We start from the raw sequence: 26,519 nt of genomic DNA, 5'->3' as shown, positions 1-26,519 counted from the left end.
GCGGCGCGCGCCCTCAGGCCGCGAAGATCGACTCCAGTTTGTCGTACTCCTCCAGGCACCGCCCGGTGCCCAGGGCCACGCACCCCAGCGGTTCGTCGGCGATGGTCACCGGCATCCCGGTCTCCTTGATCAGCCGCTCGTCGAGGCCGTGCAGCAGGGCGCCGCCGCCGGTCAGGACGAGGCCGCGCTCCATGATGTCGCCGTACAGCTCGGGCGGGCACTCCTCGAACGCCGCCTGGACGGCGGCCACGATGGCGCGCACCGGGCGCTCGACGGCCTCCACGATCTCCCCGGGCGAGAGTTGGACCACCTTGGGCATCCCGGTGTGCTTGTCGCGCCCGCGCACCGGGACGAACTCGCCGCTGCCGAGGGACATCTTGATCTCCTCGGAGGTCCGCTCGCCGACGGCGATGGTGTACTCCCGCTCGATCCAGCAGGCGATGGCCGCGTCCAGCGCGTCGCCCGCCACCCGGGCCGACCGGGAGACGACCATCCCGCCCAGCGAGATGATGGCGATCTCCGTGCTGCCGCCGCCGATGTCCACGACCATCGAGCCGCGCGCCTCGTGCACCGGCAGCCCGGCGCCGATCGCCGCAGCTATGGGTTCCTCGATCAGCCGCACGGACCGGGCGCCCGCGCGGCCGGCGGTCTGCAGCACGGCACGCCGTTCGACTCCGGTGACCCCACTGGGTACGCACACCACCACCCGGGGCGACCTGCCGCGGCCCCGGCCGTCGCGGGCGGCGCGGATGAAGTACCGCAGCATTCCCTCCGTCGCCTCGAAATCGGTGATGACCCCGCCCTTCAGCGGGCGGGTCGCGGTGATCGTTCCGGGAGTCCGACCCACGGCCTGCCGGGCCTGGGCCCCGACCGCCAGCACTTTCCCGGTGCGGGTGTCGATCGCGACGACGGACGGCTCGTCGAGTACCACTCCGCGCCCGCGTTCGTACACCAGCGTGTTGGCCGTGCCGAGGTCTATACCGATGTCGCGGCCACGGAACGGGGAGGAAGCGGAGGAGAGGGCGGAGGAGGTGCGGTTGGCCATGAGTGCTCACCCAAGCTCGGTGCGGTGTTGTACGAGGATGCCACGAGTCGTCTGAATTGTGGTGCTGCCAGCCGCAGCATACCCAACTGTCCTGTTTGCTGCGGCAGGTGGGCCCCACCGGCTCGCCGAAAAATTGGAATCGGAAAGATGCTGGTCGGAGCGCGTTTTCCGGACAATCGCACGCATGCATGAGCCAGTTGGTGGCATAGATCTCCGGGCGTTGGATAGCTATGCACCGGAGACCACGCGCGGTTCACCGAGCCCGAAGCCTGGTGCGTCCTCGGGGACCGCGCCTTGGGCCACCGTCTCTACCACTGGAGGTTTCGTCATTTCCGCGCGACCGGCTCAGGAATTCGGAGACAACCCCGTCGAGGTCCGGGAAACCGGACACTATACAGAGGAATACGTCCCCAGCTTCGTGGAGAAGTGGGATTCTCTCATAGATTGGGAGAAGCGAGCGGAGAGCGAGGGAAATTTCTTCATCGACCTGTTGCGCAAGCGAGGAGTGCGGAGCGTCCTCGACGTGGCGGCAGGGACCGGGTTTCACTCGGTACGGCTGTTGGAGGCCGGATTCGAAACCGTGAGCGCGGACGGAAGTGCCGACATGCTCGCGATGGCGTTCGAAAACGGAATGAAGCACGGCGACCACATCCTGCGGGTCGTCCAAGCCGACTGGCGCTGGCTCAACCGGGACGTTCACGGTGAGTACGACGCTATCGTGTGCCTCGGCAACTCCTTCACGCATCTCTTCTCGGAACGCGACCGGCGGAAGGCGCTGGCCGAGTTCTACGCGATGCTGAAGCACGACGGAATCCTCATCCTGGATCAGCGCAACTACGACGCGATTCTGGACCGCGGGTACTCCAGCAAGCACACGTACTACTACTGCGGCGAGGATGTCGCGGTCGAGCCGGAATACATGGACGAGGGGCTGTGCCGCATGCGGTACCGCTTCGCCGGCGGCGCCGACTACCACCTCAACATGTTCCCGCTCCGCAAGGACTACACGCGGCGCCTCATGTCGGAAGTCGGATTCCAGCGCATCGAGACGTACGGCGACTTCCAGCACACCTATCGGGACGAGCAGCCCGACTTCTTCGTGCATGTCGCGGAGAAGGAATATCACCCGGAAGATGCGGGAGAAGGCGCTTACGGCGGCGCCATGGGTACTGCGCGGAGTTATTACAACTCCCCCGACGCGGACACCTTCTATTCCTCCGTGTGGGGTGGCGAGGATATTCACGTCGGCATCTATTCCGATGCCGAGCAGCCCATCGCGGAGGCCAGTCGGCACACCGTCGAGCGCATGGCGTCCGGGCTCGGGCTCGACCGGGATTCCCGCGTCCTCGACCTCGGCTCCGGCTTCGGGGGCTCGGCCCGCTACCTCGCCGAGACCTTCGGCTGCGCGGTCCAGGCACTCAACCTCAGCGAGGTGGAGAACCAGCGGCACAAGGAACTGAACGCGATCCGCGGCCTCACCGACCGGATCGAGGTCGTGGACGGCTCCTTCGAGAGCGTGCCGTTCCCCGACTCCAGCGTGGACGTGGTCTGGTCGCAGGACGCGTTCCTGCACAGCGGGGACCGGCTGCGGGTGCTGGAGGAGGTGCGCCGGGTCCTGAAGCCGGGCGGACAGCTGGTCTTCACCGACCCGATGGCCGCCGACGACACCGACTTCAGCGCCATCCAGCCCATTCTGGACCGCATCCACCTGGACGACATGGGCTCCCCCGGCTTCTACAAGCGGGAGCTGACCCGGCTCGGCTTCACCCCGACCGAGCACGAGGACTCGGACGCAGGGTTCGAGGACCTGCGGGAGCAACTCGTGCGGCACTACGGGCGGGTGCTGCAGGAGACCGAGCGGCAGGAGGCCGACGGGCTCGCCTCGAAGATCAGCAGCGACTACCTGAGCCAGATGAAGAAGGGACTCGCGCACTGGGTCGAGGGCGGTGAGAGGCGCCGGCTGACCTGGGGCATCTTCCGCTTCACCCTGACGAAGGGCTGAGCGGCCGCGCCGTCTCGGCACGGCGGTGCCCCGCACCGCGCACGGCCGCCCGCCCTCCCCGGTCCGCGCCGGGGAGGGCGGGCGCGTGGCCGGGGGTCAGCGCCCCGTCCCGGGATCGGGTGCCGACGGCCACCCGCGGGGCCGGACCTCCGCGACGCGGCCGTCGCCGGGCAGCGGCTCGGGGCGGATCGTCGCATGGTCCCGGGCCTGGTGGTCCGGGGGCAGGATGCGGATCGAGGGCCGGAGTTCGCCGTGCCGCCCGCCCTCCTCGGGCTTCGGAGTGACCGGCACGCTGCCGTGCATGGGGTTGCCCGAGATGCCGCTGTCCCCGCCGCCGGAGCGCCGGGCGTCCTCCGCGTCGTACCAACCGGGCCCGCTGCCGCCTGAAGCGGGCTCCTGCTGCCAGCTCACCGTCAGCAGGCCCCCGGTCGTCACGAGCACCGCCCAGGTCCCGGTCAGCCAGGCCCAGCGCCGCCGCTGCCGTGCGTCCAACTCCGCTCCCCCGCCCTGCATCAGCCCTCCAGCAGCCCTGAACAGGCCTGCCCGCCCCGAGTGCCGCATCGCGTACGCCGGGGGCGTGCCACAGCGTACGCACTCCGTCACCCGGCCCGCAGCCAGCCGCCGACGCCGTCGGCGTCCGCCTCCCCTCCCGGGCCCCGGGCGGCCGGCTCTAAGCTGGGCGCATGGCCTCCTCCTCGACCCCCATGAACATCTGCGTCTTCTGCTCGGCCGCCGAGCTCGACAGCGTCTACACCGAAGCAGCCCGTGAGTTCGCCGAGCTGCTCGGCAAGCGGGGGCACAGCCTCGTGTGGGGCGGCTCGGACTCGGGACTGATGAAGGTCGTGGCCGACGGTGTACAGGGCGCGGGCGGCCGGCTGATCGGCGTCTCGGTGGAGTTCCTGCGCGACGTGGCGCGGCCGGACACCGACGAGATGGCCGTGGCCGCCGACCTCGCCGAGCGCAAGGCGCTCCTGCTGGACCGCGCGGACGCCGTGGTGGTCCTGGTCGGCGGCACCGGCACGCTGGACGAGGCGACCGAGATCCTGGAGCTGCGCAAGCACGGCATGCACAGCAAGCCCGTGGTGGTGCTCAACACCGCGGGCTTCTACAACGGTCTCCGGCAGCAGATGACGCGGATGGAGGCCGAGGGCTTCCTGCCCGTCCCGCTGGCGGACCTCGTCAGCTTCGCCGAGGACGGCCCGCAGGCCCTGGAACTGCTCGGCGCCTGAGGCCGCCCCCGCCCGGGCTGTGCGGCCCCGGGCCCGGCGGGCGCCGGGCCCGCCGCGCGGGCACGGGGCTCCGGCCCGGCCCCGGGACGGCACCGCGCGGCTCAGGCCGCCGGGACGGCGCGCTCCGTCCGGTCGATCGTCGCCGAGCCGACCACCCGGGTGCCGTCGTAGAGCACGATCGCCTGTCCCGGTGCCACACCGCGCTCCGGAGCGGCGAACCGCACCCGCAGCTCGCCGTCGGCCAGCTCCGCCTCGACCGGCGTCTCGGCGCCGTGCGCCCGCAGCTGCGCCGTGTAGGGGCGGGGGCCCTCCGCCGGGGGCGCCCCGCACCAGCGGGGGCGGACCGCGGTGAGGGCGGCGACGTCGAGGGAGGCCGCGGGGCCGACGGTGACCGTGTTGTCGACCGGGGAGATGTCCAGCACGTAGCGCGGCTTGCCGTCCGGGGCCGGGTGCCCCAGCCGCAGGCCCTTGCGCTGGCCGACGGTGAACCCGTAGGCGCCGTCGTGGCTGCCCACCTTGGCGCCGGACTCGTCGACCACGTCGCCCTCGGCCCGGCCGAGCCGGGAGGCGAGGAACCCCTGGGTGTCCCCGTCGGCGATGAAGCAGATGTCGTGGCTGTCGGGCTTCTTCGCCACGGCCAGGCCGCGGCGCGCGGCCTCGGCGCGGATCTCCTCCTTGGTGGTGAGGGTGTCGCCCAGCGGGAACAGTGCGTGGCTCAGCTGCCGCTCGTCCAGTACCCCCAGCACATAGCTCTGGTCCTTGGCCTGGTCACTCGCCCGGTGCAGTTCCCGGTGCCCGTCCGCACGCGTCATCACAGTGGCGTAATGGCCGGTGCAGACGGCGTCGAATCCCAGCGCCAGCGCCTTGTCCAGCAGCGCGGCGAACTTGATCTTCTCGTTGCAGCGCAGGCAGGGGTTGGGCGTGCGGCCCGCCTCGTACTCGGCGACGAAGTCCTCCACCACGTCCTCGCGGAAGCGCTCGGCCAGGTCCCACACGTAGAAGGGGATGCCGATGACGTCGGCGGCGCGGCGTGCGTCGTTCGAGTCCTCGACGGTGCAGCAGCCGCGCGCACCCGTGCGGAACGATTTAGGGTTGGCGGACAGAGCCAGATGCACACCCGTGACGTCGTGTCCGGCCTCGACGGCACGGGCCGCCGCGACGGCGGAGTCGACCCCGCCGGACATGGCGGCCAGCACACGGAGCGGGCGCGCGGAGGCTGTGCCCCGCGAGGATGCAGTAGTCATAGCGCCCTCCAGGGTAGACGGAACCTCCCGGCCACCCGAACGCGTTAGGGAGCGCATGGGACCAGCGGCGGATGACGGACACGAGGACGGCCCGGCGGACGGCTCCGGGTGCGGCCCCGGCGACGGCCGGGCGGCCGGTTCCGGCGGTCCGGACGAGGGCGCCGGCACCTCCGGCGACGGCGGCCGGGAAGGCGCGCGCGGGCGCGGGGTCGCCCGGCGGCGGCTGCTGATCGGCGGCAGCACCCTCGTGGGCCTCGGTGTGCTCGGGGTGGCCACCCAGCAGGAGCTCAAGCGCTGGTGGTGGCGGATGCCGGGGAACGACAAGCCGCGGCTGGAGGGTGCGGTGGACGACACCCGCGCCCGCTGGGTGGCCGCCGCCGACGCCAACATGCGCCGCAGCGACCGGCCCGCCGACTACGGCATCGACCGGGTGATCGTGCATGTCACGCAGGGCAGCGCGGCGGCCGCCGTGAAGGTCTTCCGGGATCCCGAGCACCGGGCCGCGGCGCACTACATCGTCTGCCAGGACGGGCAGATCATCCAGATGATCCGCGAGCTGGACGTCGCCTTCCACGCGGCGAACAAGGAGTACAACGAGCGCAGCATCGGGGTGGAGCACGAGGGCTGGATAGACCGTCCGCAGGACTTCACGGACGCCATGTACCGCTCTTCCGCCCGGCTGACGGCGGGGATCTGCTCGCGCTACGGCTTCCCCGCCGACCGGCGGCACATCATCGGCCACAACGAGGTCCCGGGCGCCGACCACACCGATCCGGGGCGGCACTGGGACTGGGACAAGTATCTGCGGATGGTGCGCACCGAGATGCGGGTGGAGAGCACGCTCCGGGACAAGTGACCGCCGGGACGGGTGACCGCCCGGGCGGATGGCCGGGCGTGCGGCGTCGTCCGGTGCGGCTAGCTCAGCCCCGCGGTGCGGGCCCGCTCGACGACCGGGCCGATCGCCTGCGCCAGCGCGTCCACGTCCGCCTTGGTGGTGGTGTGGCCCAGCGAGAAGCGGAGGGTGCCCCGGGCGAGGTCGGGTTCGGTGCCGGTGGCCAGCAGCACATGGCTGGGCTGGGCGACGCCCGCCGTGCAGGCCGAGCCGGTCGAACACGCGATCCCCTGCGCGTCCAGGAGCAGCAGCAGTGAGTCCCCCTCGCAGCCCGGGAAGGAGAAGTGCGCGTTGGCCGCGAGCCGCCCGGCCGGATCCGGGTCGCCGTTGAGCACCGCGTCCGGTACGGCGTCACGGACGGCGGCCACCAGCGCGTCCCGCAGGCCGCCCACCTCGCGGACGAAGTCGGCCCGCCGCTCGACGGAGACCCGTCCGGCCGTGGCGAACGCGGCGATGGCCGGGGTGTCCAGCGTGCCGGAGCGTACGTGCCGCTCCTGGCCCCCGCCGTGCAGCAGCGGCACCGGCGCGTACGCGCGCCGCAGCAGCAGCGCGCCGACCCCGTAGGGGCCGCCGGTCTTGTGACCGGTGACGGCCATCGAGGCGAGCCCGGACCCGCTGAAGGAGAGGTCGAGCTGGCCGAACGCCTGTACCGCGTCCGAGTGCAGCGGCACATCGAACTCGGCGGCGACCTCGGCGAGTTCCGGTATCCGGGTGACCGTGCCGATCTCGTTGTTCGCCCACATGACGGTGGCCAGCGCGACGTCGGAGGGATCGCGGGCGATGGCCTCGCGCAGCGCCTCCGGGTGCACCCGGCCGTACGCGTCCACCGGCAGCCACTCCAGGCGGGCGCCCTCGTGCTCGGCCAGCCACTCGACGGCGTCCAGCACGGCGTGGTGCTCCACCGGCCCGGCCAGCACCCGGGTGCGGCGGGCGTCCTCGTCCCGGCGGGCCCAGTAGAGCCCCTTGACGGCGAGGTTGTCCGCCTCGGTCCCGCCCGCGGTGAAGACGACCTCGCTGGGGCGTGCCCCGAGCGAGGCCGCGAGCGACTCGCGGGCCTCCTCCACCGTGCGCCGGGCCCGCCGTCCCGCGCCGTGCAGCGAGGAGGCGTTGCCGACGACCGCGAGCTGTTCGGTCATCGTCCGCACCGCTTCGGGCCACATGGGCGTGGTGGCGGCGTGGTCGAGATAGACGGGGTGGGCGGAGTCAGCCATGGTTCCCCAATCCTACGGTTCCCCACGGGGCGCACGACCGGCGCGTGGCAGCGTACGCGTCTCGTCGTCCGTGCTCCCGTCCGGAGCCGGCCGGGAGTCCCGGGCGCCCGCGCCGCGGCCCGCGGACAGCGGAACCCGCCCGCCGGGCGGATCCGGGGCCCGACCGGTGCCGGCCCGGAGCGGCTCAGCCGCGGTTCTCCGCCTGGAACATCCAGTGCTCCTTCTCCAGGACGCCGGTGAGCTGGATGAAGACGTCCTCGGTGACCGGGTCGACCGGACCGACGGCCTTCATCCGTTCCCGGGCCTTGGTGATGACGGCGCCGAGGGCCTCGACCATCAGGCGGACCGCGTCGTTGTCGGGGAGCCAGCCCTCCTTGACGGTGTTGACGGCGCTGCCGCCGGCGACGGTGGTGGAGCGGCCGTCGGGGCTGATGCCCAGCGCGGAGGCCCGCTCGGCGACGGTGTCGGAGTACTGCCGGGCCGTGTCGACGACCTCGTCGAGCTGGAGGTGGATGGAGCGGAAGCGCGGCCCCACCACGTTCCAGTGGATCTGCTTGGCGGCGAGGGAGAGGTCGATGAGGTCCAACAGCGTGCCCTGCAGCGCCTCGGCGACGGTCTGGAGGTCCGATTCCGGAAGCGTGCTCTTCACTGTGTAGGTCACGTGCGTCGCTTTCTCTCGGGCAGGCAAACTTTCCCGACCTACGTAAGCACATCGCACGAAAAGGGACATCGAGGCGCCCGCGCCTGTCACCCGGGCCGCCCCCTCGGCCGCCCGTCCCGCCCGCGCTAGGCGCGGGCCAGCTGCCGGGACTGCGCGACCAGGCGGTCGGCGGAGTCCCACACCTCGGCGTCCTCCTCCAGGAATCCGCCCGCCAGGTTGCGGGTGGTGATGGCGATGCGCAGCGGACCGGGCGCCGGGCGGGCGCGCACATGGACGGTGAGCTCGACGGTGGGCACCCAGCCGGTGAGCCCCAGGTCGAAGCCGGTGGGCGGCAGCGCGTCGACCGCCATCAGCAGCGAGAGCGGGTCCGGGTCGCGCCCGTCGGCGAGTCCGAGCCAGCCGCGGATCTGGCCGCGCATGCTGGGCGCGCCCAGCGCCCAGCCGCAGGTCTCGGGGTCGAGGCGCAGGTCGAGCCGGCGCCCCATCTCGGGTACGGCGGCGTCGCCGCCGGGGTGGTCGGTGGCCCGGAAGCACTGCTCCTGCGGCGGGACCGCGGGCGGCTCGGCGCTGGTGCGCACCTCGCCGCGGAGCGCGTCCAGTTCGCCGTAGGTCGCCAGGACCCGGATCCGCTCCACCTCCGTACCACCCTCGTCCCGCTGGAAGAGCCCGGCCGAGGCGGTGGAGACGGTGCGCCCGCCGCGGGCCACCGAAGTACGGACGGTGGCGGGTCCCGCGGTGGTGGCCGTGAGGTAGTGGGCCGTGACGGTGAACGGGTCCGGGTGCGGGAGGGCCTGGCGCAGCGCGCGGCCCACCACGGCCAGCAGGTAGCCGCCGTTCAGGGCGGTGCCGATGGCCCAGCCCGGGGAGAGCTGCGCCTCGTGGACGCCGGGCCGCAGGGTGCGGACCGCGGTGTCGCGGTCGAACTCGCTGCTGCCGGCGGGAGCGGCGGATACGGCGGTGCAGGACGGTGCGTCGGACATGGGGAGACGGTACACCGAATTTGTTACTGCTCGGTAGGGGGTGGCTCCGGGGTACCCCCCGCCGCCTCCGCGTCCACCTTCGCGCTGCTGCGCTTCCACGCCCGCGGCGCCCGCCAGTTGTAGTGCAGGGCCAGCAGCCGCAGCACGAACGCCAGCAGCGCCGCGCCCACCGCCGTGGCGGGACGTACCGCGTCCAGGTGGATCAGCAGCGCCACGGCGCTGGACCCGATGACCGCGGGAACCGCGTAGACCTCCCGGTCCCAGCGCAGCAGCGAGGGCACCTCGTTCGCCAGCACGTCACGCAGCACGCCGCCGCCCGCCGCCGTGGCCAGCCCCATCACGACCGAGGAGGTCAGGCTGAGCCCGTACTCGTCGGCCTTGAGCGTGCCCGTCACGCAGAAGAGCCCCAGCCCCGCCGCGTCGAAGACATTGACCGCCTTGTTGATCCGCTCCACCTCCGGATGGAGGAAGAAGACCAGTGCGGCCGAGACGAGCGGGGTGAGGAAGTAGCCGAGATCGGTGAAGGCCGCCGGAGGGACGGCACCGATGACCACGTCCCGGAAGAGGCCGCCGCCCAGGCCGGTGACCTCGGCGAGGACGGCGATGCCGAAGACGTCGAAGTTGCGGCGGACGGCCAGCAGCGCCCCGGAGACGGCGAAGACGAAGATGCCGGCGATGTCCAGCCAGTGTTGGAGCGGAGGACTGAAGAGGGATTCCACCGCTCCTTTGTATCCGGACCGCCCCCGGCGCCTCGCCCCGGCTCCCGCCTGCACCGCCCCGAAGGCCGCGGCGCCGGCCCCGGAGGGGCTGTGGAACCAGCCCCTCCGGTGGCGGGTCAGCGCTTGGCGGTGGCGCTGCCGCTCAGCAGCGCGGTGTCTCCCGGCTCCTGGTCCGGCGCGTTCTCCGGGTGGTGGCAGGCCACGTTGTGGCCCGTCGCCAGCGGGATCAGCGGCGGCTCCTTGGTCTTGCAGACCTCCGTGGCCTTCCAGCAGCGGGTGTGGAAGCGGCAGCCGGTCGGCGGGTTCATCGGCGAGGGCACATCGCCCTGCAGCAGGATCCGCTCCCGGCTGTCCGCCGCCTTGCGCCGCGGGTCGGGCACCGGCACCGCCGACATCAGCGCCTTGGTGTAGGGGTGCATCGGCGTGTTGTAGAGCGACTGCCGGTCGGTCAGCTCCACGATCTTGCCGAGGTACATCACCGCGATCCGGTCCGAGACGTGCCGGATGACGGACAGGTCGTGCGCGATGATCACGTAGGTGAGGCCGAGCTCCGCCTGCAGATCGTCCAGGAGGTTGACGACCTGCGCCTGGATGGAGACGTCCAGCGCCGAGACCGGCTCGTCGGCCACCACCAGCTTCGGGCTGAGCGCCAGGGCGCGGGCGATGCCGATGCGCTGCCGCTGCCCGCCGGAGAACTCGTGCGGGTAGCGGTTGTAGTGCTCGGGGCTGAGCCCGACCACCCCCAGCAGCCGCTGGACCTCCTTCTTGACACCGCCCTCCGGCTGCACCCCCTGGAGCTTGAACGGCGCGCTGACGATGGCGCCGACCGTGTGCCGGGGGTTCAGCGAGGAGTACGGGTCCTGGAAGATCATCTGCACGTCGCGCCGCAGCGGGCGCATTCCGCTGACGCCCAGATGGGTGATGTCGCGGCCCTCGAACTCGATGGAGCCCGCGGTGGGCTCCAGCAGCCGGGTGATCAGCCGGCCCATCGTCGACTTGCCGCAGCCCGACTCGCCCACGACGCCGAGGGTTTCCCCGGCGCGGACCTCGAAGTCGATGCCGTCGACCGCCTGCACCGCCCCCACCTGCCGCTTGAAGAGGCCCTTGTGGATGGGGAAGTGCTTCTTGAGGCCGCTGACCCGCAGCAGCGTCTCGCCCTGGTCCGGCGCTGCCGCGGAGTCGGCCGTCGGCTCGGAGCCCGGGGACTTCACGGGTTTCGTCATCGGCTCGTCGTCCTCACTCACGCCGCTCACAGCTTCGGGGCAATCTCTTCGTTCCAGATCCGCTCCCGGTCCTCCTGCGCCATGTGGCAGGCGGCCAGGTGCCCGTCCTTGACCTCGTGCAGCTCCGGCCGGACGGTGCGGGTCACGTCGTCCCCGGGGACGTCCGCGTACGGGCAGCGCGGGTTGAAGGCGCAGCCGGACGGGACGTTGATGAGGCTGGGCGGCGAGCCCTTGACGGGGATGAGCCGGTCGGCCCGGTCCCGGTCGATGCGCGGCATGGAGCCCAGCAGGCCCCAGGTGTAGGGGTGCTGCGGCTCGTAGAAGACCTGCTCGGCGGTGCCGTACTCGACACAGCGCCCGCCGTACATCACCAGGATGTCGTCCGAGAGCTCGGCGACGACGCCCAGGTCGTGGGTGATGATGATGACGGCCGAGCCGAACTCCTGCTGCAGATCCCGGATCAGGTCCAGGATCTGCGCCTGGACCGTCACGTCGAGCGCCGTGGTGGGCTCGTCGGCGATCAGCAGTTCGGGGTTGTTGACCAGCGACATCGCGATCATCGCGCGCTGCCGCATCCCGCCGGAGAACTCGTGCGGGTAGCTGTCGACCCGCTTGCCGGGCTCGGGGATGCCCACCCGGTCCAGCAGCTCGATCGCGCGCCTGCGGGCCGTCTTCTTGTCGACGTCGTGGTGGACGCGGTACGCCTCGACGATCTGGTGGCCCACCGTGAAGAAGGGGTGCAGCGCCGAGAGCGGGTCCTGGAAGATCATGGAGATCTCGCGGCCGCGCAGCTTGCGCACCGTCTCCGCGTCGGCGGTGAGCAGCTCCTGGCCGTCCAGCCAGATCTCGCCCGAGAGCTGCGGGCGCTGCCTGCCGTACTGGCCGACCGTGTGCAGGCCCATGATGCCGAGCGAGGTGACGGACTTGCCGGAGCCCGACTCGCCGACGATGCCGAGGGTCTTGCCCTTCTCCAGCGAGAAGGTGAGCCCGTCGACGGACTTGACCACGCCGTCCTGGGTGGGGAAGTGCACCCGCAGGTCGCGCACCTCCAGGAAGGAGGACGGGGGCCGCTGGTCCAGCTCGGGTTCGCCGGGCGCGGTGCCGGAACCGGTCAGGTCCGCTGCCGTGCCCTGCTCGGGGATCGCGGCCCCGGCAGCGCCGGTGGCGGCGGCCGCCGGCGGCGCGTCCGCGCGGGTGGCGTCCGGGCCGGTCTCGGTGTCCTTGTGGGACTTGTGCTCGTGGTCGGTCATCCCAGCCTCACTCGTGGGTCGATCACGCCGTACAGCAGGTCCACGATGAGATTCGCGATGACGACGGCGGTTGCGGTGATGAGGGTGACGCCCAGGATCAGCGGGAGGTCGCGATCGGTGATCGCCTTGAGCACGGCCTGCCCGAGTCCGGGGATGCTGAAGGTGGTCTCGGTGAGGATCGCGCCGCCCATCAGGGCGCCGATGTCGATACCGAGGAGCGTGAGGACCGGCGTCATGGTGGAGCGCATGGCGTGCTTGCCGATGACGACCGGTTCCTTGAGCCCCTTGGCGCGGGCGGTACGGATGTAGTCCTCGCCCATCACCTCCAGCATGGTCGCCCGGGTCAGCCGGGCGTACATGGCGCCGAAGAGGAAGGCGAGGGTGACCCAGGGCAGGATCATGCCGCTGAACCACTTGACGGGATCGTCGCCGAACGGGGTGAAGGTGTTGCTCACCAGGTCGAGCTGGTAGGCGAACACGGCCAGCGAGATCAGACCGGTGAAGTAGACGGGCAGCGAGACGCCGGCCAGCGCGCCGGTCATGGCGAGCCGGTCCCAGAGGCTGCCGCGCTTGAGTGCGGAGAGCACGCCGACGGTCAGGCCGATGATCAGCCAGATGACGGCAGCGCCCAGCGCCAGGGAGAGGGTGACCGGAAGCCGGTCGGTCAGCACCGGCCAGATCTCCTGCTCGGTGCGGAAGGAGTATCCGAAGCAGGGGGCGGAGCAGTGCGTCGTGTCGCCACCGGAGGTGTAGTCCCGGCCGGCGAAAATGCCCTTGAAGAACTCGAAGAGCTGGACCAGGACCGGATCGTCCAGCTGGAGCTTCTCGCGAACGGCTTCGACGCTCTCCTTGTCGGCCTGCTTACCGACGAACATGGTGGCCGGATCGATCCCCGACCACTTGGGGATCAGAAAGAAGATGCAGAAGACCGCCAGGATGATGACGACCAGCATCACTGCGACGGCGAACAGCCGCCTGATGAGGTATGTGAGCACTGCTCTCCGGCCGCCCGGCGGCGGCCCGGCCGCTCCCCGGTCGGGAGTCGGCGGCCGGGCCGCCCGTAGCGGCCTTCACCTGCCCTTCGTGCCAGCGGCGGGTGGCGCCGTCAGATGGTGATGTCGGTGGCGAACTTCGAGGGTCCGTGGACCCTCGGGGTCACTTGACGCCGAGGGACGCGAAGTCGTACCAGCCGCTGAAGGAGTCGGCCGCGTAGACGTTCGTGAGCCGGTCCGAGCGCCACTGGACGACCTTCAGGTAGGTGAGCGGCAGGTAGTAGCCGCCCTCCATGACCCGGTGGTTGACCTCGGCGTACTTCTCGGCTGCCTTCGCCGGGTCGAGCTCGGCGATGGCGTCCTCGAGACCCTTGTCGATCTTCGGGTCGTCGATCAGCGCGTAGTTGTTGTTGCCGTTGTCACGGATCTTGGAGCTGTGCCACAGCTCGATGCCGTAGCCCTGGCCGCTGGGGAAGTCGGGGCCCCAGCCGTACAGGATCATGCCGTAGCCCTTGCGCTTGACCGTGGCCTGGTTGCCGACGATCGAGGAGCCCTGCGAGCCGTCGAACTCGTCCAGCTCGACCTTGATGCCGACCTTCTTCAGCGACGCCTGGATGGCCTCGGCGGACTTCACGTCGGCCTTGTCGGTGTTGCGCACCGCCAGGGTGGTCTTGAAGCCGTTCGGCTTACCGCACTTCTCGAGCTCTTCCTTGGCCTTCGCGACGTCGGCGGCTCCGCCGTTCTTGCGGATGCCGTACTGGTCGTCGTTCTGGTCGGCGCCCGGAACGGTGGGCGGCAGCATGTTCACGGCCAGCTCGCCACCGGCGGTCGGGCCACCGCGGGCGGTCTGCACCGACTTGTGGTTGGTGCCGTAGATGGCGGCCTTGCGGCAGTGGATGTTGTCGAAGGGCTTCACGCTCTGCGGGAAGGCCACGTACGAGATGAACCCGGTCTGCGGGTTGTCCACGTTGCCCTTGTGCTGCTTGAGGGCGGTCTGCCGGCCCTGGACCTCCATGCCGCGCTGGTTGAGGTCGAGGTCCGCGTCACCGTTGATCAGGCGCTTGTCGCGCTCGTCCGGGTTGGTGAGCAGCGTGACCTTGATCTTGTCCGGCAGCGCCTTGCGCAGCGTGTCGCTGTTGCGGTCCCAGTTCTTGTTGCGGACCAGGAGCAGCGACTTGTTCGGGGTGTACGACTTGAACTTGTACGGACCCGAGGAGAAGGGGCGCAGCGTGTACTTGGACTTGGTGTCCTTGTCCTTGCGCACCGGCGAGTTGGTGGGCATCGCCAGCATCTGCTCGAAGTCGCCGTTGGCCTTCGGCAGGTGGAACTCGATGGTCTTGTCGTCGGGCGTCTTGATGGCGTCGAAGCCGCCCTCGTCCTCGTAGGGACCCTTCCACTTGCCGTCCGGGTCGAGGACGTCCTTGATGTAGGTCGGGCCGCCGGAGAGGGTCTTCTGGGCCCACTGGCGCTCGATGCCGTACTTGACGTCCTGGGAGGTGATCGGCTTGCCGTCCTCCCACTTCAGGCCGTTCTTCAGGGTGTACTTGTAGACCTTGCCGTCCTCGGATATCTGCGCGTTGTCCGTGGCCAGGTCGGGCTTCAGGTCCAGGCTCTTCTTGCCGGGCTTGGGGGTGTAGCTCACCAGCTGGCGGCTGTAGAACCGCGAGAAGTCGAAGACGAAGCCGTAGTACATGCGGGTGGTGTCCCAGGAGTCGGCGTCCTGGACACCCACGAACTTCAGGGTCCCGCCCTTTTTGCTGGAGGCGTTGGCGACCTTGTTGACGCCCGCGTTGTACTCGCCGCCGCCCTCCTTGTCGCTGTCGCCCCCGCCGCAGGCCGAGGTGGCCAGCAGCGTGGCGGCGGCAACAGCCGAGAGCGCGGCCAACCGGCGCCTCGATGTGCGTAGGGGTTTCACGTCTCGCAACCTCCGTGATAGGTCACGGCCCGCACGAGCTGGGCGGGTCCGGGGTCTGGGATGGGGGATCAACGGGTGCCCTTCGGGTCCAGTGCGTCGCGTACGCCGTCGCCGAAGAGGTTGAAGGCGAGCACCGTGATGAAGATGGCGACGCCGGGAATGATCATGTACATCGGGTCGGACTCGTAGTACGTCACCGCGTCCGAGAGCATCGAGCCCCACGAGGCGGTCGGCGGCTTGACACCCACGCCCAGGAAGCTGAGCGCCGCCTCGGTGAGGATGTTGGTCGGGATCATCAGCGTCATGTAGACGGTGATCGGCGCGACCAGGTTGGGCAGCAGTTCCTTGCCGATGATGTAGCCGCGGCCGGCCCCCAGGCTGCGGGCGGCCTCGATGTACTCCCGCTCGCGCAGCGAGAGCACCTGGCCGCGCACGATCCGGCCGATGTAGGGCCAGCCGAAGAAGCCGATCACCAGGATCATCACCAGCAGCCGCACGCCCGTGCCGGTCAGGCCGAGCAGGTCGTTGGGCATCACGGAGATCAGGGAGATGATGAACAGCAGCTGCGGGAAGGCCAGCAGCATGTCCATCACCCGGCTGATCAGCGCGTCCAGCCAGCCGCCGAAGTAGCCGGCGAGGGTGCCCAGGATGGTGCCGAAGATGACGGCGACGAAGGCGGAGAGGAAGCCGACGAGGATCGAGACGCGCGCTCCGTAGACGATCCGGGTGAGGATGTCGCGGCCGCTGACCGGCTCCACGCCGAGCAGGTGGTCGGCGGACATCCCGCCCAGCGCGCCGTTGGGGGTGCTGAAGAGCGGATCGATCAGGTCTTCGTGGCGCTCGTTCGGCGACTGTCCGGTCAGCGCGGCGAGCACCGGGGCGAAGACCGCGAGCAGCACCAGCAGCAGCACGATCGTGCCGCCGAGCAGCGCCACCTTGTCCCGCTTGAGCCGCTCCCAGGCGATCCGGCCGAGCGAGCGGCCCTCGATCGCCTTCTCGGCCTTGCCGGGTGCCGGCTCCACGGCCGCGGTTTCCGCGATCGTTTCCTCGTGCAGTGGTGCCGTCATCGTGTTGGGGACCCCTTCTCGACCGGCAGTTGACCAGTCCACGCACACCGCTGTAGCGGTCAGAGTTCAGAAGACATTCGAAAGCCGTTGTGGGTGGGAGGCCGGCTGCGGCCTTCCGGTGGCTTATGGCTCGGGAGTCTTCATCGCGCTCAGGATCAGTCGCCAGACCTGCCGGGGAATGGATGCGCAACTGTGATGTGACGCAGCATGTTCCGTTATGCGGACGGATATTGACGTTGAGCGGTGTGAGGGTCGGGATTTTGTCCTGATCTGGACCGTCTGCGGATCCGGAAATACGTCCGGATTCCGCCCCTGCTCAGAAGGCGCGCGGGTAGCCGTAACCGGCGCCGGGAGCCGGTGGCCGGGAGGCGTCGTATCCGGCCGGAGCGTGTGCGTCCCGGTCGAAGAACGGCCGGGACTGGCTGCGCATCCACATGGCCACGGGGTCGTAGTCGTCCGCCATCGCGACGCTGGAGACGGGGAGCCCGTCGGGCACCGCGAGCACCGACTGGGCCATCATCCGACGGGCCGCCTCGATCGAGGCGGGGGCGTTGTCGTACAGGTCGAGGCCCACGGCCAGGTAGGGGACGCCCAGCGCGGGCCGCACCCAGGCACGGCGCAGCGAGCGGACGACGGGGGTCCGGTGCGCGTTCTGCGTCAGCAGCGCATAGAACTGCGGGATTTCCAGGGTCGGCTCGCTGATCCGCAGCGGCCCGGCGGGAAGCTGGTCGAGGCCGACCGCGATCCGTCGCAGGTCAAGCCAGGGGATGCCGACGCCGCCGCCGGGAGCGTGCGGATTCAGCCAGATCCCCCAGCGGTCGGCGAAGAGGGCCGCGGCGATCTCCCGGCCTGCGACGACCTCGTGGGCGCGGTTCCAGCCGGAGGCCGCCAGCTCCTGGGCCGAGGTGACACAGGGCGCGTAGCCGTACCCGGCGACGTCCATGTTGCCGTACTGCGCGTCGGGGGACCCGGCCTGCCCGTTCCACAGCAGCATCCACACCTGACCGCCGGCGAGCGCCTGGAGCAAGGACTCGTAGCTCTCGTGGCTGCCGTGCCCGCCGGGCGCCACCCGCCGCAGCAGCGTCTCGACGCTCTCACCCGCGCTCACCTGGGCCGCCTTTCCACCTCTGCCGCCGTTCCTGGCTCGTCGCCCCGCACCGCCATCCAACCAGCTTACGAGCGGACCGGGACATCGGTACTCGTACTCAGCTCGGGTCCGGCAACCGGCGTGTGCCGCTCCGCATCCGGGCCGCGGTGGGCACCTCACCGGCACCGCGGTCCACCACCGCCCCTCGCACCACGCTCAGCCGTGGGTCTCGCGGTCGTAGAACGGGCGTACGCACTGCCGCAGCCAGTCCACGACCGGGTCGTCCGCCGCATCGAGCAGCACCATCTGGACCGGCCAGCGTGGCGGCGCCACGTGCAGCGCCCTGCCGAGCGCGTCATGGGCGGCCTGCCGGGCCTCCGGATCGAGGAGGTCGAGCTCTATGCCGACGAACAGGCAGGGCGGATCGCCCTCGGTGCTGGCGAGGCCCCGGCGCGCGCTGCGTACGGCCGGGAGCGCGGCGAACTCCGTCGAGGCCGCGGCGAGGAAGGCGAGCGGGTCGTCCTGCCAGTCCGGCTCGAACAGCCGCACCCGGGCACCCCGCACGGCTCCGGTGGCGGCCTGCTCGGCGGGGGTGTTGGCACACAGTTCGGCGACGGCCTCGGCGGGGAGCGGAACCCCCACCGTCCCCTCCGGGTTCACGGCGATGCCCACCCCCGCGGGGAGGCCGCGTGCGAATTCCCTGACCGGTGCGACGGTGAAGGACACATGGGCGCCGACGACGCTCAGGAACTGCTGCTCGGAACTGAAGACCGGCACGTGGACCGCGCCGTCCAACTCGATGGTCGGCAGATCCAGTTCCCGGCTCTCCCGGTCGCCGCCGTCCGGGAGCGGGACCCAGACACTGCTGCGGCCCAGCACCTCCAGCAGCCGGGCGCCCGCGTGCGGCACCTGGAGCGAGGCGGCCAGGGCTTCCTCCAGCTCGTTGCCGGGCCAGCCGCCCCCGTGCCCGGGCCCGAAGTGCTGCGGCTGCGAGGGCTGCGGGGGCTGCGAGGGAACTGTCATACGGCAAGCCTATCCATGATCCCCGCCCGCTCGGAGGGGCCCCGGAGTACCGCTCCCGGGCCCCGGACGAACCGGGACGAACACGAACAGCGACGCCCCGGTTGCGTTCCGCACCGGATGCCCGAAAGGTGGACTCCGTCCCCATACGTGCCACCCGGCACGCCCATCGGAGGAGAGCACATGCGTGTGAACAGGATCGCCGTCACCGTCACCCTGGCCGGCTCGCTCGCCCTCGGCGCGGCGGGTGCGGCCGCCGCCGCGCCGGTGGCCGGCCACGCCCCGGGGCAGCGGCCCGGCATCCAGCAGCCCGCCGGACCGGGATCCGGGACGGAGCAGGCCAAGCCGAAGCCGTCGGACGACCAGGGCATGGGGCAGTCGGCGCCGCAGCAGAAGCCCGCAGCCCCTCAGCAGGACCCGATGGCGCAGCACCAGCTCCCGAAGCCGCCCGAGCCCGGCCGGCAGCCGTCCGGCCAGCAGAAGCCGTCCGAACAGCAGCAGCCCACCGAGCCGTCGAAGCCCGCGAAGCCGTCCGACCAGGTCCAGGAGCAGCAGCCCGCGAAGCCCGGCGAGCCCGCGAAGCCCGGCGAGCCCGCCAAGCCCGGGAAGCCCGGGAAGCCTGCCAAGCCCGGGAAGCCCGGGAAGCCGGCGAAGCCCGCCGCACAGCAGCCCCAGCGGCCGCAGGCGCCCGGCAAGCCCGCACTCGGCCAGACCGGGCAGCAGTCCCCCGCGCAGCAGCTCGGCAAGCCGGTCACCCCGGCAGCGGGCCGCTGACCCCGGTCACCCCCTGAACCCGGTCACCGGTGTCCCCGTCCGCGGCCCCGGCGCCCCTCGCGGGTGCCGGGGCCGCGGGCGTCCGCCCGCCTCCGGGCGGCGGTACGGACGGCGGCACGGCCGGGCCCGGCGGCCCCGCCCACGGGGAGAGCACCAGCGGCACCGCGGCGGGCAGCGGCTCGAAGCACACGGACCGCATTCCCCTTGCCGCCTCCCGGTCCAGCAGCACCGCGGAGACGCAGCCGCGCGGCAGCCGTGCGGCCTCGGCGGCGGCCCGCAGCCTTCCGACGGCACGCAGATGCCGCCGGAAGGCGTACCCGGTCACCCGTCTGCCTCGCACGGTCTGCCCGGCCAGCGCGTCCCCGGCGGGCACGTCGAGCAGCAGCAGATGGAGCGAGCGCCCGCGCCGCACCGCGTCCCGGGCCAGCCAGCGGCGGACCCAGCTCTGGGTGCCGCAGTCGTGCACCACGACGGCCGCACCCGACCCGAGCGCCGTGCGCAGCGCAGCGTAGTGCGCGAGCCGTACCAGGGGCCGGTAGGCGCCGTACGGCAGCCAGCGCGGCAGCCGCGCCTCCCAGCGCTCGCGGGCGTCCTGCGAGTCGATGCGCACCGCGTCGGACCGGGCCGGGAACGCGCGCCGCATGAGGGTGGACTTGCCGCCGCCCGGCAGCCCGGAGACCACCACCACGTCCCCGGCCGGATAGCGCAGCGTCCACGGTCCGGCGGTACGGCGCAGATCGTGCCGGACCGCGGCGCGGGCTGCGGGGCCCGCTCGCGCGCCCCTCGGTACTGCTCCTGCACGGCACGGGCTGCCCACTGGATCTCCCTCCCCTGGCGGCTGTTCGGCCGCCGCCCCAAGTATGTAAAGAAGGAGTAATGCGGTTCAAGGTGAACAGCTGGTCCGCGGGGGCAGCCACGGCCCGCCCACCCGTGCCATGATGTGCGCATCCAAACTGCATACCGGCCGTTCGAACCCGCGCGGGAGAGTCCCCGGCAGGCGTGTGCAGTACGCGCACGCCGGGGCGCCGAAGGAGCAAGATCCTCCCTTGAATCTCTCAGGCCCCGTTACCGCGCAGGCTAGGCAGATCTGAAAAGCGGACCGCTGTGCCCCGCCCCGGCGCGGAGCGGCGGTCCCACCCAAGGTGCAAGCCGGGCTCCAGCCGTTCGGGAGCTGTCGGCGAACCTCTCAGGTTCCGATGACAGATGGGGAGGACATCCACGTCATATCCCCCCATGGGGACTCATCGGGACTCTGGGAGCCTGCATGACTGAGCCACCGGCCACCCGCAAGACCGCGCTGGACGCCACGCACCGCGCGCTGGGCGCCACCATGACCGACTTCGCGGGCTGGGACATGCCGCTGCGCTACGGCAGCGAGCGCGAGGAGCATCTGGCCGTGCGCTCGACCGCCGGCCTCTTCGACCTCTCGCACATGGGCGAGATCACCCTGACCGGGCCGCAGGCCGCCGAGCTGCTGGACCACGCGCTGGTCGGCAACCTGTCCAAGCTGGCGGTCGGCCGCGCCCGCTACACCATGATCTGCGACGAGGACGGCGGCATCCTCGACGACCTGATCGTCTACCGGCTGGACGACCAGGAGTACCTGGTCGTGGCCAACGCCGCCAACGCGCAGACGGTGCTGGACGCGCTGGTCGCGCGGCAGGACGGCTTCGGTGCCGAGGTGCGGGACGACCGCGACGGCTACGCGCTCATCGCGGTGCAGGGCCCGGCGGCCGCGGGCATCCTCAAGCAGCTGACCGGGTTCGACGTGGACGGACTGCGCTACTACGCCGGCGAGCGCGACATGGTCGCCGGCAAGTCGGCGCTGATCGCCCGCACGGGATACACCGGCGAGGACGGCTTCGAGCTGTTCGTCTCGCCCGGTGACGCCGTCGCGGTCTGGGAGGCGCTGACCGAGGCGGGCCGGGAGGCCGGGCTGACCCCGTGCGGGCTGAGCTGCCGCGACACGCTCCGCCTGGAGGCGGGGATGCCGCTGTACGGGCACGAGCTGTCCACCGCGCTGACCCCGTTCGACGCGGGGCTGGGCAGGATCGTCAAGTTCGAGAAGGCCTCGAACGAGGGACGCTTCGTGGGACGGGACGCGCTGGCGGCTGCCGCCGAGAAGGCCGCCACCGCGCCGCCGCGCAAGCTGGTCGGGCTGGTCTCCGAGGGCCGCCGGGTGCCGCGCGCCGGCTACCCCGTGGTCGCCGGCGGCGCGGTTGTGGGCGAAGTCACCTCCGGGGCGCCGTCGCCGACGCTGGGCAAGCCGATCGCCATGGCGTACGTGGACGCGGCACACGCCGAACCCGGCACGGAGGGGGTCGCGGTCGACATCCGGGGCTCCCACGAGCCGTACGAGGTCGTGGCGCTGCCCTTCTACAAGCGGGCCTGAGCACCCGCCGCCGTCGAAGGGCGGCCCGCGCCCCCCGTTCCACCTGCCAAGACCGTGTTCACTGCACCTTTCGCATCCGGGAGAATCAGACTCATGAGCAACCCCCAGCAGCTCCGCTACAGCAAGGAGCACGAGTGGCTGTCGGCCGCCGATGACGGCGTCGCGACGGTCGGTATCACCGAGCACGCCGCCAGCGCCCTCGGTGACGTCGTCTTCGTCCAGCTCCCCGAGGTCGGTGACACCGTGACCGCGGGCGAGACCTGCGGCGAACTGGAGTCCACCAAGTCCGTCAGCGACCTCTACTCCCCCGCCTCCGGCGAGATCACCGAGATCAACCAGGACGTGGTGGACGACCCGGCGCTGGTCAACTCCGCCCCGCTGGAGGGCGGCTGGCTGTTCAAGGTGAAGGTCGACGCGCTGCCGGACGACCTGCTCTCGGCCGACGAGTACGCCGCATTCGCCTCGGGCAACTGAGGCGTCCGCCTCGGGGGACCGAGGCTGCCTGCCCACCCCGCCGCCACTTCCCAGGGACGGTTCTTCCATGTCGCTTCTGAACGGCTCTCTCCACGAGGTCGACCCCGACGTCGCCGCCGCCGTCGACGCCGAACTCAACCGCCAGCAGTCCACCCTCGAGATGATCGCCTCGGAGAACTTCGCTCCGGTCGCCTCCATGGAGGCCCAGGGCTCGGTCCTCACGAACAAGTACGCCGAGGGCTACCCCGGGCGCCGCTACTACGGCGGCTGCGAGTACGTCGACGTGGTCGAGGACCTGGCCCGCGACCGGATCAAGGCGCTGTTCGGCGCCGAGGCCGCCAACGTGCAGCCGCACTCCGGCGCCCAGGCGAACGCCGCGGCGATGTTCGCGCTGCTCAAGCCGGGCGACACCATCCTGGGCCTGGATCTGGCGCACGGTGGGCACCTCACCCACGGCATGAAGATCAATTTCTCCGGCAAGCTCTACAACGTCGCCGCCTACAAGGTCGACGAGCAGACCGGCCGGGTCGACATGGACGAGGTCGAGCGGCTGGCCAAGGAGCACCGCCCGCAGCTGATCATCGCGGGCTGGTCCGCCTACCCGCGCCAGCTCGACTTCGCCGCCTTCCGCCGCGTCGCCGACGAGGTGGGCGCGCTGCTGATGGTGGACATGGCGCACTTCGCCGGCCTCGTCGCCGCCGGGCTGCACCCGTCCCCGGTGCCGTACGCGGACATCGTCACGACCACCACGCACAAGACCCTCGGGGGTCCGCGCGGCGGGGTGATCCTGTCGAAGAAGGAGTACGCCAAGAAGATCAACTCCGCGGTCTTCCCGGGCCAGCAGGGCGGCCCGCTCGAGCACGTGATCGCCGCGAAGGCCGTCGCCTTCAAGATCGCCGCCAGCGACGACTTCAAGGACCGCCAGCGGCGCACCCTCTCCGGCGCGCGGATCCTCGCCGAGCGCCTGCTGCGCGAGGACACCGTCGGCGCCGGCGTCTCGGTGCTCTCCGGCGGCACGGACGTCCACCTGGTCCTGGTCGACCTGCGCAACAGCGAGCTGGACGGGCAGCAGGCCGAGGACCGGCTCCACGACGTCGGCATCACCGTCAACCGCAACGCCGTACCCAACGACCCGCGGCCCCCGATGGTGACCTCCGGGCTGCGCATCGGGACGCCCGCACTGGCGACCCGCGGCTTCCAGGACGAGGACTTCGCCGAGGTCGCCGACATCATCGCCGAGGCCCTGCTGCCGGGCTTCGACGACACCAAGGGCAAGGCACTCGCCGCGCGGGTCACCGCCCTCGCGGAGAAGCACCCGCTGTACCCCACGCTGGGCAAGTAGTCCCCCGCAGGACTCCCCGGAGCCCCCCGGCGGGGCTCCTCCCCTGCCGGAGGGGCCGCACCCGGCCCCTCCGGCACCCACCGCTCCGCACCAGGACACAACCCGCTGGCCCGCCAAGGGCTTGGAGCCGCACCATGGCAATCTCGGTCTTCGACCTGTTCTCGATCGGCATCGGCCCCTCCAGTTCCCACACCGTGGGCCCGATGCGCGCCGCCCGCATGTTCGCGCGCCGGCTGAAGAACGAGGGCGCGCTGGCGCACACCGCCTCCGTGCGCGCCGAACTGTTCGGCTCCCTCGGCGCGACCGGCCACGGCCACGGCACCCCCAAGGCCGTCCTGCTGGGCCTGGAGGGCGAGTCCCCGCGCACGGTCGACGTGGAGAACGCCGACGACCGCGTGGCGCGGATCCGCACGGAGGGCCGGCTGCGGCTGCTGGCCGCCGAGATAGGCGACACACACACGATCCCGTTCGACGAGCGCACCCAACTGGTACTGCACCGGCGCCGCTCCCTCCCCTACCACGCCAACGGCATGACCCTCTTCGCCTACGACGAGGCCGGGACACCGCTGCTGGAGAAGACCTACTACTCGGTCGGCGGCGGCTTCGTCGTCGACGAGGACGCCGTCGGCGAGGACCGCATCAAACTGGACGACACCGTCCTGCGGCACCCCTTCCGCACCGGCGACGAACTGCTGCGCCTCACCCGGGAGACCGGCCTGTCGGTCTCCCGCCTCATGCTGGAGAACGAGAAGGCCTGGCGCACCGAGGCCGAGATCCGCGCCGGGCTGCTGGAGATCTGGCAGGTCATGCGGGACTGCGTGGCCCGCGGGCTGACCCAGGAGGGCATCCTGCCCGGCGGTCTCAAGGTGCGCCGCCGCGCCGCCACCTCGGCCCGCCAGCTGCGCGCCGAGGGCCAGGTCGAGGCGCACGCCATGGAGTGGACCACCCTCTACGCCATGGCCGTGAACGAGGAGAACGCGGCGGGCGGCCGGGTCGTCACCGCGCCGACCAACGGCGCCGCGGGCATCATCCCCGCCGTCCTGCACTACGCCCACCACTTCGTCCCCGGCGCGGACGACGACGCCGTGGTCCGCTTCCTGCTGGCCGCCGGTGCCATCGGCATGCTCTTCAAGCAGAACGCCTCCATCTCCGGGGCCGAGGTCGGCTGCCAGGGCGAGGTCGGCTCGGCCTGCTCCATGGCCGCCGGCGGCCTCGCCGAGATCCTCGGCGGCAGCCCCGAGCAGGTGGAGAACGCCGCGGAGATCGGCATCGAGCACAACCTGGGCCTGACCTGCGACCCGGTCGGCGGCCTGGTGCAGATCCCCTGCATCGAGCGCAACGGCATGGCCGCGGTCAAGGCCGTCACCGCGGCCCGGATGTCCCTGCGCGGCGACGGCCGCCACCACGTCTCGCTCGACAAGGCCATCAAGACCATGCGCGACACCGGCGCCGACATGAAGGTCAAGTACAAGGAGACCGCGCGCGGCGGTCTCGCGGTAAACGTCATCGAGTGCTGAGGGCGCCACTTCCGAGCAGGTGATCCGCGTCTTTCAGCGCTGTCACGGGCTTGCCTCTCTGTACGGCAAAAAGTCCCTCAGAAGTCCCTGTGACAGAGCTGAAAGTCCCTGAAAAGTCTCTGGGATGTCCCTGCAGATCCGGTCAGTGACCTGCGCAGTTAGGTCGTCGTCCCTCGGGGGACGCGTCTCCCGACCGTGGCCGCCCAGCTCAGACCTGACGCCTGACGCTCGGACAACACGTCTAGCACGCATGCAGCAACGAACCTCCGACCTACGCATTACGAGACCACGAGCGTTCATGCTGCGTGGTACCCCGTCGTACCGCCCAGTGACGTTTCTCCTGATCAGACCATGTGCGGCAGGTTGACCGTGCTACCCCGTGATGCAGCGTCCAAAGGCGTCTGTCCACCGGCTGTCCACCGGCGGGGCTGCTTGACCAGCAACCTCTCGCCGTCCCACCGCTTCTGACGAGAACCCTGGCAGGGGCGGAGCCTGACATGAGGACGACTGTCCATTTCCCGCAAGGAGCGACCGGGCGGCACTTCACCACGAACGCCGCAGTCTCCCTCCACGACGAGACCTCCGGGTCGAAACGATATCTCCCATGGTCGATAGATGGTATCGTTTTACTCACGAGAGTATCTGCGAAGGGACCGTCCACATGGCCAGAACCGTCATCGACCTCGATGAAGACATGGTCACCGAGGCCATGCGCATCTTCGGGACCAAAACGAAGGCCAAAGCCGTCCGCCTCGCCATGGAAGACGCCGTCAAGCGACACCTGCGACAGGAGTTCTTCGACGCCATGGATGCCGGCGAACTCGACTTCAGCGAGATCGTCGAGAGCACCGGCCCCCGCAACGCCGACGGCTCCCTCAAGCACGGCGGCAACCACAACGGGGGCCAGGCCGCCTGATGCAGGACCGCTACCTGATCGACAAGTCCGCCCTCGCCCGCTGGACGAAACCGAGCGTCAAAGAGGTGCTCAAGCCCCTGCACGAGCGTTACCTCCTCGCGGTATCTCAGCCCACCGAGTTCGAGATGATCCACTCCGCACGGGACAGCTCAGAAGCAACGCGGATCAGCACCTGGCTCCATGCCTTCGACTACCTCCGCAACGACGACGACACCTTCACCCGCGCTCTCGAGATCCAGCGCCATGCTCTCAACGCAGGCTTCCACCGCGCTCTGTCCCTCCCCGACCTGCTGATCGCCGCCACAGCGGAACTGAACCGGCGAACGGTCCTCCACTACGACGGAGCCTTCGACATGATCGCCTCCCTCACCGGACAACCCACCGAATGGGTCGTCCCGCCCGGCAGCGCCGACCGATGAGAATGCCGCCCTTCCCCCACCTCCGATGAGATGTCGTGCCTGCCGCAGACATCATGCGCCGCCGTACGCTGCTGACGTGCCTGTTCACTGCCAACCCCCTAGCTCTGGCGGGCAGTGCGGTGGCTCCCACCGTGGTCTGGGGCGGTGC

Annotated in this window: 25 protein-coding genes and 1 riboswitch; of the genes, 10 read left to right on the top strand and 15 right to left on the bottom strand. The window is 70.9% G+C overall.

The annotated features are described in order from the left end of the window. Positions 1-13 precede the first annotated feature (13 nt). Entirely contained in the window at positions 14-1,045 is a 1,032-nt protein-coding gene (locus A949_RS0110510; RefSeq protein ID WP_019355968.1) for a rod shape-determining protein, read from the bottom strand. 328 nt (positions 1,046-1,373) lie between these two features. Here A949_RS0110510 and A949_RS0110505 point away from each other — a divergent pair, with 328 nt between their 5' ends. Further along, complete coding sequence (locus tag A949_RS0110505; RefSeq protein ID WP_443332991.1) at positions 1,374-3,047, top strand: glycine/sarcosine N-methyltransferase; 1,674 nt, start codon at positions 1,374-1,376, stop codon at positions 3,045-3,047. A gap of 96 nt (positions 3,048-3,143) precedes the next feature. On the opposite strand, the gene A949_RS0110500 is transcribed toward A949_RS0110505, so the two are convergent. After that, positions 3,144-3,539 (bottom strand): hypothetical protein, encoded by a 396-nt coding sequence (locus tag A949_RS0110500; RefSeq protein ID WP_158687572.1) that lies wholly within the window; start codon positions 3,537-3,539, stop codon positions 3,144-3,146. 212 nt (positions 3,540-3,751) lie between these two features. Here A949_RS0110500 and A949_RS0110495 point away from each other — a divergent pair, with 212 nt between their 5' ends. Beyond that, positions 3,752-4,276, top strand: coding sequence for a TIGR00730 family Rossman fold protein (locus A949_RS0110495; RefSeq protein WP_026004525.1), 525 nt, complete (start codon positions 3,752-3,754; stop codon positions 4,274-4,276). 101 nt (positions 4,277-4,377) lie between these two features. On the opposite strand, the gene mnmA is transcribed toward A949_RS0110495, so the two are convergent. After that, on the bottom strand, positions 4,378-5,520 hold the full coding sequence (gene mnmA, locus A949_RS0110490; protein ID WP_078565389.1) for a tRNA 2-thiouridine(34) synthase MnmA: 1,143 nt from the start codon (positions 5,518-5,520) through the stop codon (positions 4,378-4,380). A gap of 55 nt (positions 5,521-5,575) precedes the next feature. Here mnmA and A949_RS33085 point away from each other — a divergent pair, with 55 nt between their 5' ends. Next, the gene (locus tag A949_RS33085; RefSeq protein ID WP_019355963.1) at positions 5,576-6,376 is read left to right on the top strand and encodes an N-acetylmuramoyl-L-alanine amidase; all 801 of its coding nucleotides are present in this window, start codon (positions 5,576-5,578) and stop codon (positions 6,374-6,376) included. Between the two features lie 59 nt (positions 6,377-6,435). On the opposite strand, the gene A949_RS0110480 is transcribed toward A949_RS33085, so the two are convergent. From A949_RS0110480 to A949_RS0110430, 11 genes are all read right to left on the bottom strand, one after another. After that, positions 6,436-7,623, bottom strand: a complete 1,188-nt coding sequence (locus A949_RS0110480) for a cysteine desulfurase family protein (protein WP_019355962.1) — start codon at positions 7,621-7,623, stop codon at positions 6,436-6,438. A gap of 184 nt (positions 7,624-7,807) precedes the next feature. After that, positions 7,808-8,284, bottom strand: coding sequence for a Dps family protein (locus tag A949_RS0110475; protein WP_019355961.1), 477 nt, complete (start codon positions 8,282-8,284; stop codon positions 7,808-7,810). Between the two features lie 125 nt (positions 8,285-8,409). After that, the gene (locus A949_RS0110470; protein ID WP_019355960.1) at positions 8,410-9,264 is read right to left on the bottom strand and encodes a thioesterase family protein; all 855 of its coding nucleotides are present in this window, start codon (positions 9,262-9,264) and stop codon (positions 8,410-8,412) included. A 23-nt stretch (positions 9,265-9,287) separates the two neighbouring features. Beyond that, complete coding sequence (locus A949_RS0110465; protein ID WP_019355959.1) at positions 9,288-9,983, bottom strand: trimeric intracellular cation channel family protein; 696 nt, start codon at positions 9,981-9,983, stop codon at positions 9,288-9,290. A gap of 116 nt (positions 9,984-10,099) precedes the next feature. Continuing rightward, positions 10,100-11,206 (bottom strand): ABC transporter ATP-binding protein, encoded by a 1,107-nt coding sequence (locus A949_RS0110460; RefSeq protein ID WP_037706115.1) that lies wholly within the window; start codon positions 11,204-11,206, stop codon positions 10,100-10,102. A gap of 26 nt (positions 11,207-11,232) precedes the next feature. Then, complete coding sequence (locus tag A949_RS0110455; protein ID WP_019355957.1) at positions 11,233-12,456, bottom strand: ABC transporter ATP-binding protein; 1,224 nt, start codon at positions 12,454-12,456, stop codon at positions 11,233-11,235. After that, the gene (locus A949_RS0110450; protein WP_019355956.1) at positions 12,453-13,451 is read right to left on the bottom strand and encodes an ABC transporter permease; all 999 of its coding nucleotides are present in this window, start codon (positions 13,449-13,451) and stop codon (positions 12,453-12,455) included. The genes A949_RS0110455 and A949_RS0110450 overlap by 4 nt, the downstream gene beginning before the upstream one ends. Before the next feature lie 160 nt (positions 13,452-13,611). Beyond that, complete coding sequence (locus tag A949_RS0110445) at positions 13,612-15,363, bottom strand: ABC transporter substrate-binding protein (protein ID WP_051019453.1); 1,752 nt, start codon at positions 15,361-15,363, stop codon at positions 13,612-13,614. 68 nt (positions 15,364-15,431) lie between these two features. Further along, positions 15,432-16,430, bottom strand: coding sequence for an ABC transporter permease (locus A949_RS0110440; protein WP_026004523.1), 999 nt, complete (start codon positions 16,428-16,430; stop codon positions 15,432-15,434). Positions 16,431-16,746: 316 nt separating this feature from the next. Continuing rightward, positions 16,747-17,538, bottom strand: a complete 792-nt coding sequence (locus A949_RS0110435; protein WP_019355953.1) for an enhanced serine sensitivity protein SseB C-terminal domain-containing protein — start codon at positions 17,536-17,538, stop codon at positions 16,747-16,749. A gap of 195 nt (positions 17,539-17,733) precedes the next feature. Further along, a complete protein-coding gene (locus tag A949_RS0110430) occupies positions 17,734-18,540 on the bottom strand; it encodes an enhanced serine sensitivity protein SseB (protein WP_019355952.1) in 807 nt (268 codons plus the stop codon). Between the two features lie 180 nt (positions 18,541-18,720). Between A949_RS0110430 and A949_RS38045 the strand changes: the two genes are divergently transcribed. Then, the gene (locus tag A949_RS38045) at positions 18,721-19,311 is read left to right on the top strand and encodes a hypothetical protein (RefSeq protein ID WP_019355951.1); all 591 of its coding nucleotides are present in this window, start codon (positions 18,721-18,723) and stop codon (positions 19,309-19,311) included. Here the strand turns inward: A949_RS38045 and A949_RS33080 are convergent. Continuing rightward, positions 19,289-20,128, bottom strand: coding sequence for an AAA family ATPase (locus A949_RS33080; RefSeq protein ID WP_432069496.1), 840 nt, complete (start codon positions 20,126-20,128; stop codon positions 19,289-19,291). The two genes, A949_RS38045 and A949_RS33080, sit on opposite strands and share 23 nt — an antisense overlap. A 152-nt stretch (positions 20,129-20,280) precedes the next feature. Beyond that, a riboswitch (glycine riboswitch) is annotated at positions 20,281-20,392 on the top strand. 183 nt (positions 20,393-20,575) lie between these two features. Here A949_RS33080 and gcvT point away from each other — a divergent pair. From gcvT to A949_RS0110390, 6 genes are all read left to right on the top strand, one after another. Then, entirely contained in the window at positions 20,576-21,703 is a 1,128-nt protein-coding gene (gene gcvT / locus A949_RS0110415; protein ID WP_019355949.1) for a glycine cleavage system aminomethyltransferase GcvT, read from the top strand. Positions 21,704-21,796: 93 nt separating this feature from the next. Further along, complete coding sequence (gene gcvH / locus A949_RS0110410) at positions 21,797-22,177, top strand: glycine cleavage system protein GcvH (protein WP_019355948.1); 381 nt, start codon at positions 21,797-21,799, stop codon at positions 22,175-22,177. A 67-nt stretch (positions 22,178-22,244) separates the two neighbouring features. Next, entirely contained in the window at positions 22,245-23,519 is a 1,275-nt protein-coding gene (gene glyA, locus A949_RS0110405; protein ID WP_019355947.1) for a serine hydroxymethyltransferase, read from the top strand. 134 nt (positions 23,520-23,653) lie between these two features. Then, positions 23,654-25,036, top strand: a complete 1,383-nt coding sequence (locus A949_RS0110400; RefSeq protein WP_019355946.1) for an L-serine ammonia-lyase — start codon at positions 23,654-23,656, stop codon at positions 25,034-25,036. A 661-nt stretch (positions 25,037-25,697) separates the two neighbouring features. Beyond that, entirely contained in the window at positions 25,698-25,952 is a 255-nt protein-coding gene (locus A949_RS0110395; protein ID WP_019355945.1) for a type II toxin-antitoxin system VapB family antitoxin, read from the top strand. Beyond that, positions 25,952-26,371: a PIN domain nuclease gene (locus tag A949_RS0110390; RefSeq protein WP_019355944.1), complete on the top strand. Its 420-nt coding sequence runs from the start codon at positions 25,952-25,954 to the stop codon at positions 26,369-26,371. The genes A949_RS0110395 and A949_RS0110390 overlap by 1 nt, the downstream gene beginning before the upstream one ends. Positions 26,372-26,519 lie beyond the last annotated feature (148 nt).

It is taken from the genome of Streptomyces sp. AA1529, from assembly GCF_000280905.1.
Lineage (GTDB): Bacteria > Actinomycetota > Actinomycetes > Streptomycetales > Streptomycetaceae > Streptomyces.
The sequence above is the reverse complement of the archived record's forward strand: the minus strand, read 5'-3'. Positions and strand labels throughout refer to the sequence as shown.

Excerpts from the sequence above, each read along its gene's own strand:
- A949_RS0110510 (WP_019355968.1), bottom strand. The coding sequence starts at position 1,045 with ATGGCCAACCGCACCTCCTCCGCCCTCTCCTCCGCTTCCTCCCCGTTC.
- A949_RS0110495 (WP_026004525.1), top strand. The coding sequence starts at position 3,752 with ATGAACATCTGCGTCTTCTGCTCGGCCGCCGAGCTCGACAGCGTCTAC.
- mnmA (WP_078565389.1), bottom strand. The coding sequence starts at position 5,520 with ATGACTACTGCATCCTCGCGGGGCACAGCCTCCGCGCGCCCGCTCCGT.
- A949_RS33085 (WP_019355963.1), top strand. The coding sequence starts at position 5,576 with ATGGGACCAGCGGCGGATGACGGACACGAGGACGGCCCGGCGGACGGC.
- A949_RS0110480 (WP_019355962.1), bottom strand. The coding sequence starts at position 7,623 with ATGGCTGACTCCGCCCACCCCGTCTATCTCGACCACGCCGCCACCACG.
- A949_RS0110470 (WP_019355960.1), bottom strand. The coding sequence starts at position 9,264 with ATGTCCGACGCACCGTCCTGCACCGCCGTATCCGCCGCTCCCGCCGGC.
- A949_RS0110460 (WP_037706115.1), bottom strand. The coding sequence starts at position 11,206 with ATGACGAAACCCGTGAAGTCCCCGGGCTCCGAGCCGACGGCCGACTCC.
- A949_RS0110455 (WP_019355957.1), bottom strand. The coding sequence starts at position 12,456 with ATGACCGACCACGAGCACAAGTCCCACAAGGACACCGAGACCGGCCCG.
- A949_RS0110440 (WP_026004523.1), bottom strand. The coding sequence starts at position 16,430 with ATGACGGCACCACTGCACGAGGAAACGATCGCGGAAACCGCGGCCGTG.
- A949_RS0110430 (WP_019355952.1), bottom strand. The coding sequence starts at position 18,540 with ATGACAGTTCCCTCGCAGCCCCCGCAGCCCTCGCAGCCGCAGCACTTC.
- A949_RS38045 (WP_019355951.1), top strand. The coding sequence starts at position 18,721 with ATGCGTGTGAACAGGATCGCCGTCACCGTCACCCTGGCCGGCTCGCTC.
- gcvT (WP_019355949.1), top strand. The coding sequence starts at position 20,576 with ATGACTGAGCCACCGGCCACCCGCAAGACCGCGCTGGACGCCACGCAC.
- gcvH (WP_019355948.1), top strand. The coding sequence starts at position 21,797 with ATGAGCAACCCCCAGCAGCTCCGCTACAGCAAGGAGCACGAGTGGCTG.
- glyA (WP_019355947.1), top strand. The coding sequence starts at position 22,245 with ATGTCGCTTCTGAACGGCTCTCTCCACGAGGTCGACCCCGACGTCGCC.
- A949_RS0110400 (WP_019355946.1), top strand. The coding sequence starts at position 23,654 with ATGGCAATCTCGGTCTTCGACCTGTTCTCGATCGGCATCGGCCCCTCC.
- A949_RS0110395 (WP_019355945.1), top strand. The coding sequence starts at position 25,698 with ATGGCCAGAACCGTCATCGACCTCGATGAAGACATGGTCACCGAGGCC.
- A949_RS0110390 (WP_019355944.1), top strand. The coding sequence starts at position 25,952 with ATGCAGGACCGCTACCTGATCGACAAGTCCGCCCTCGCCCGCTGGACG.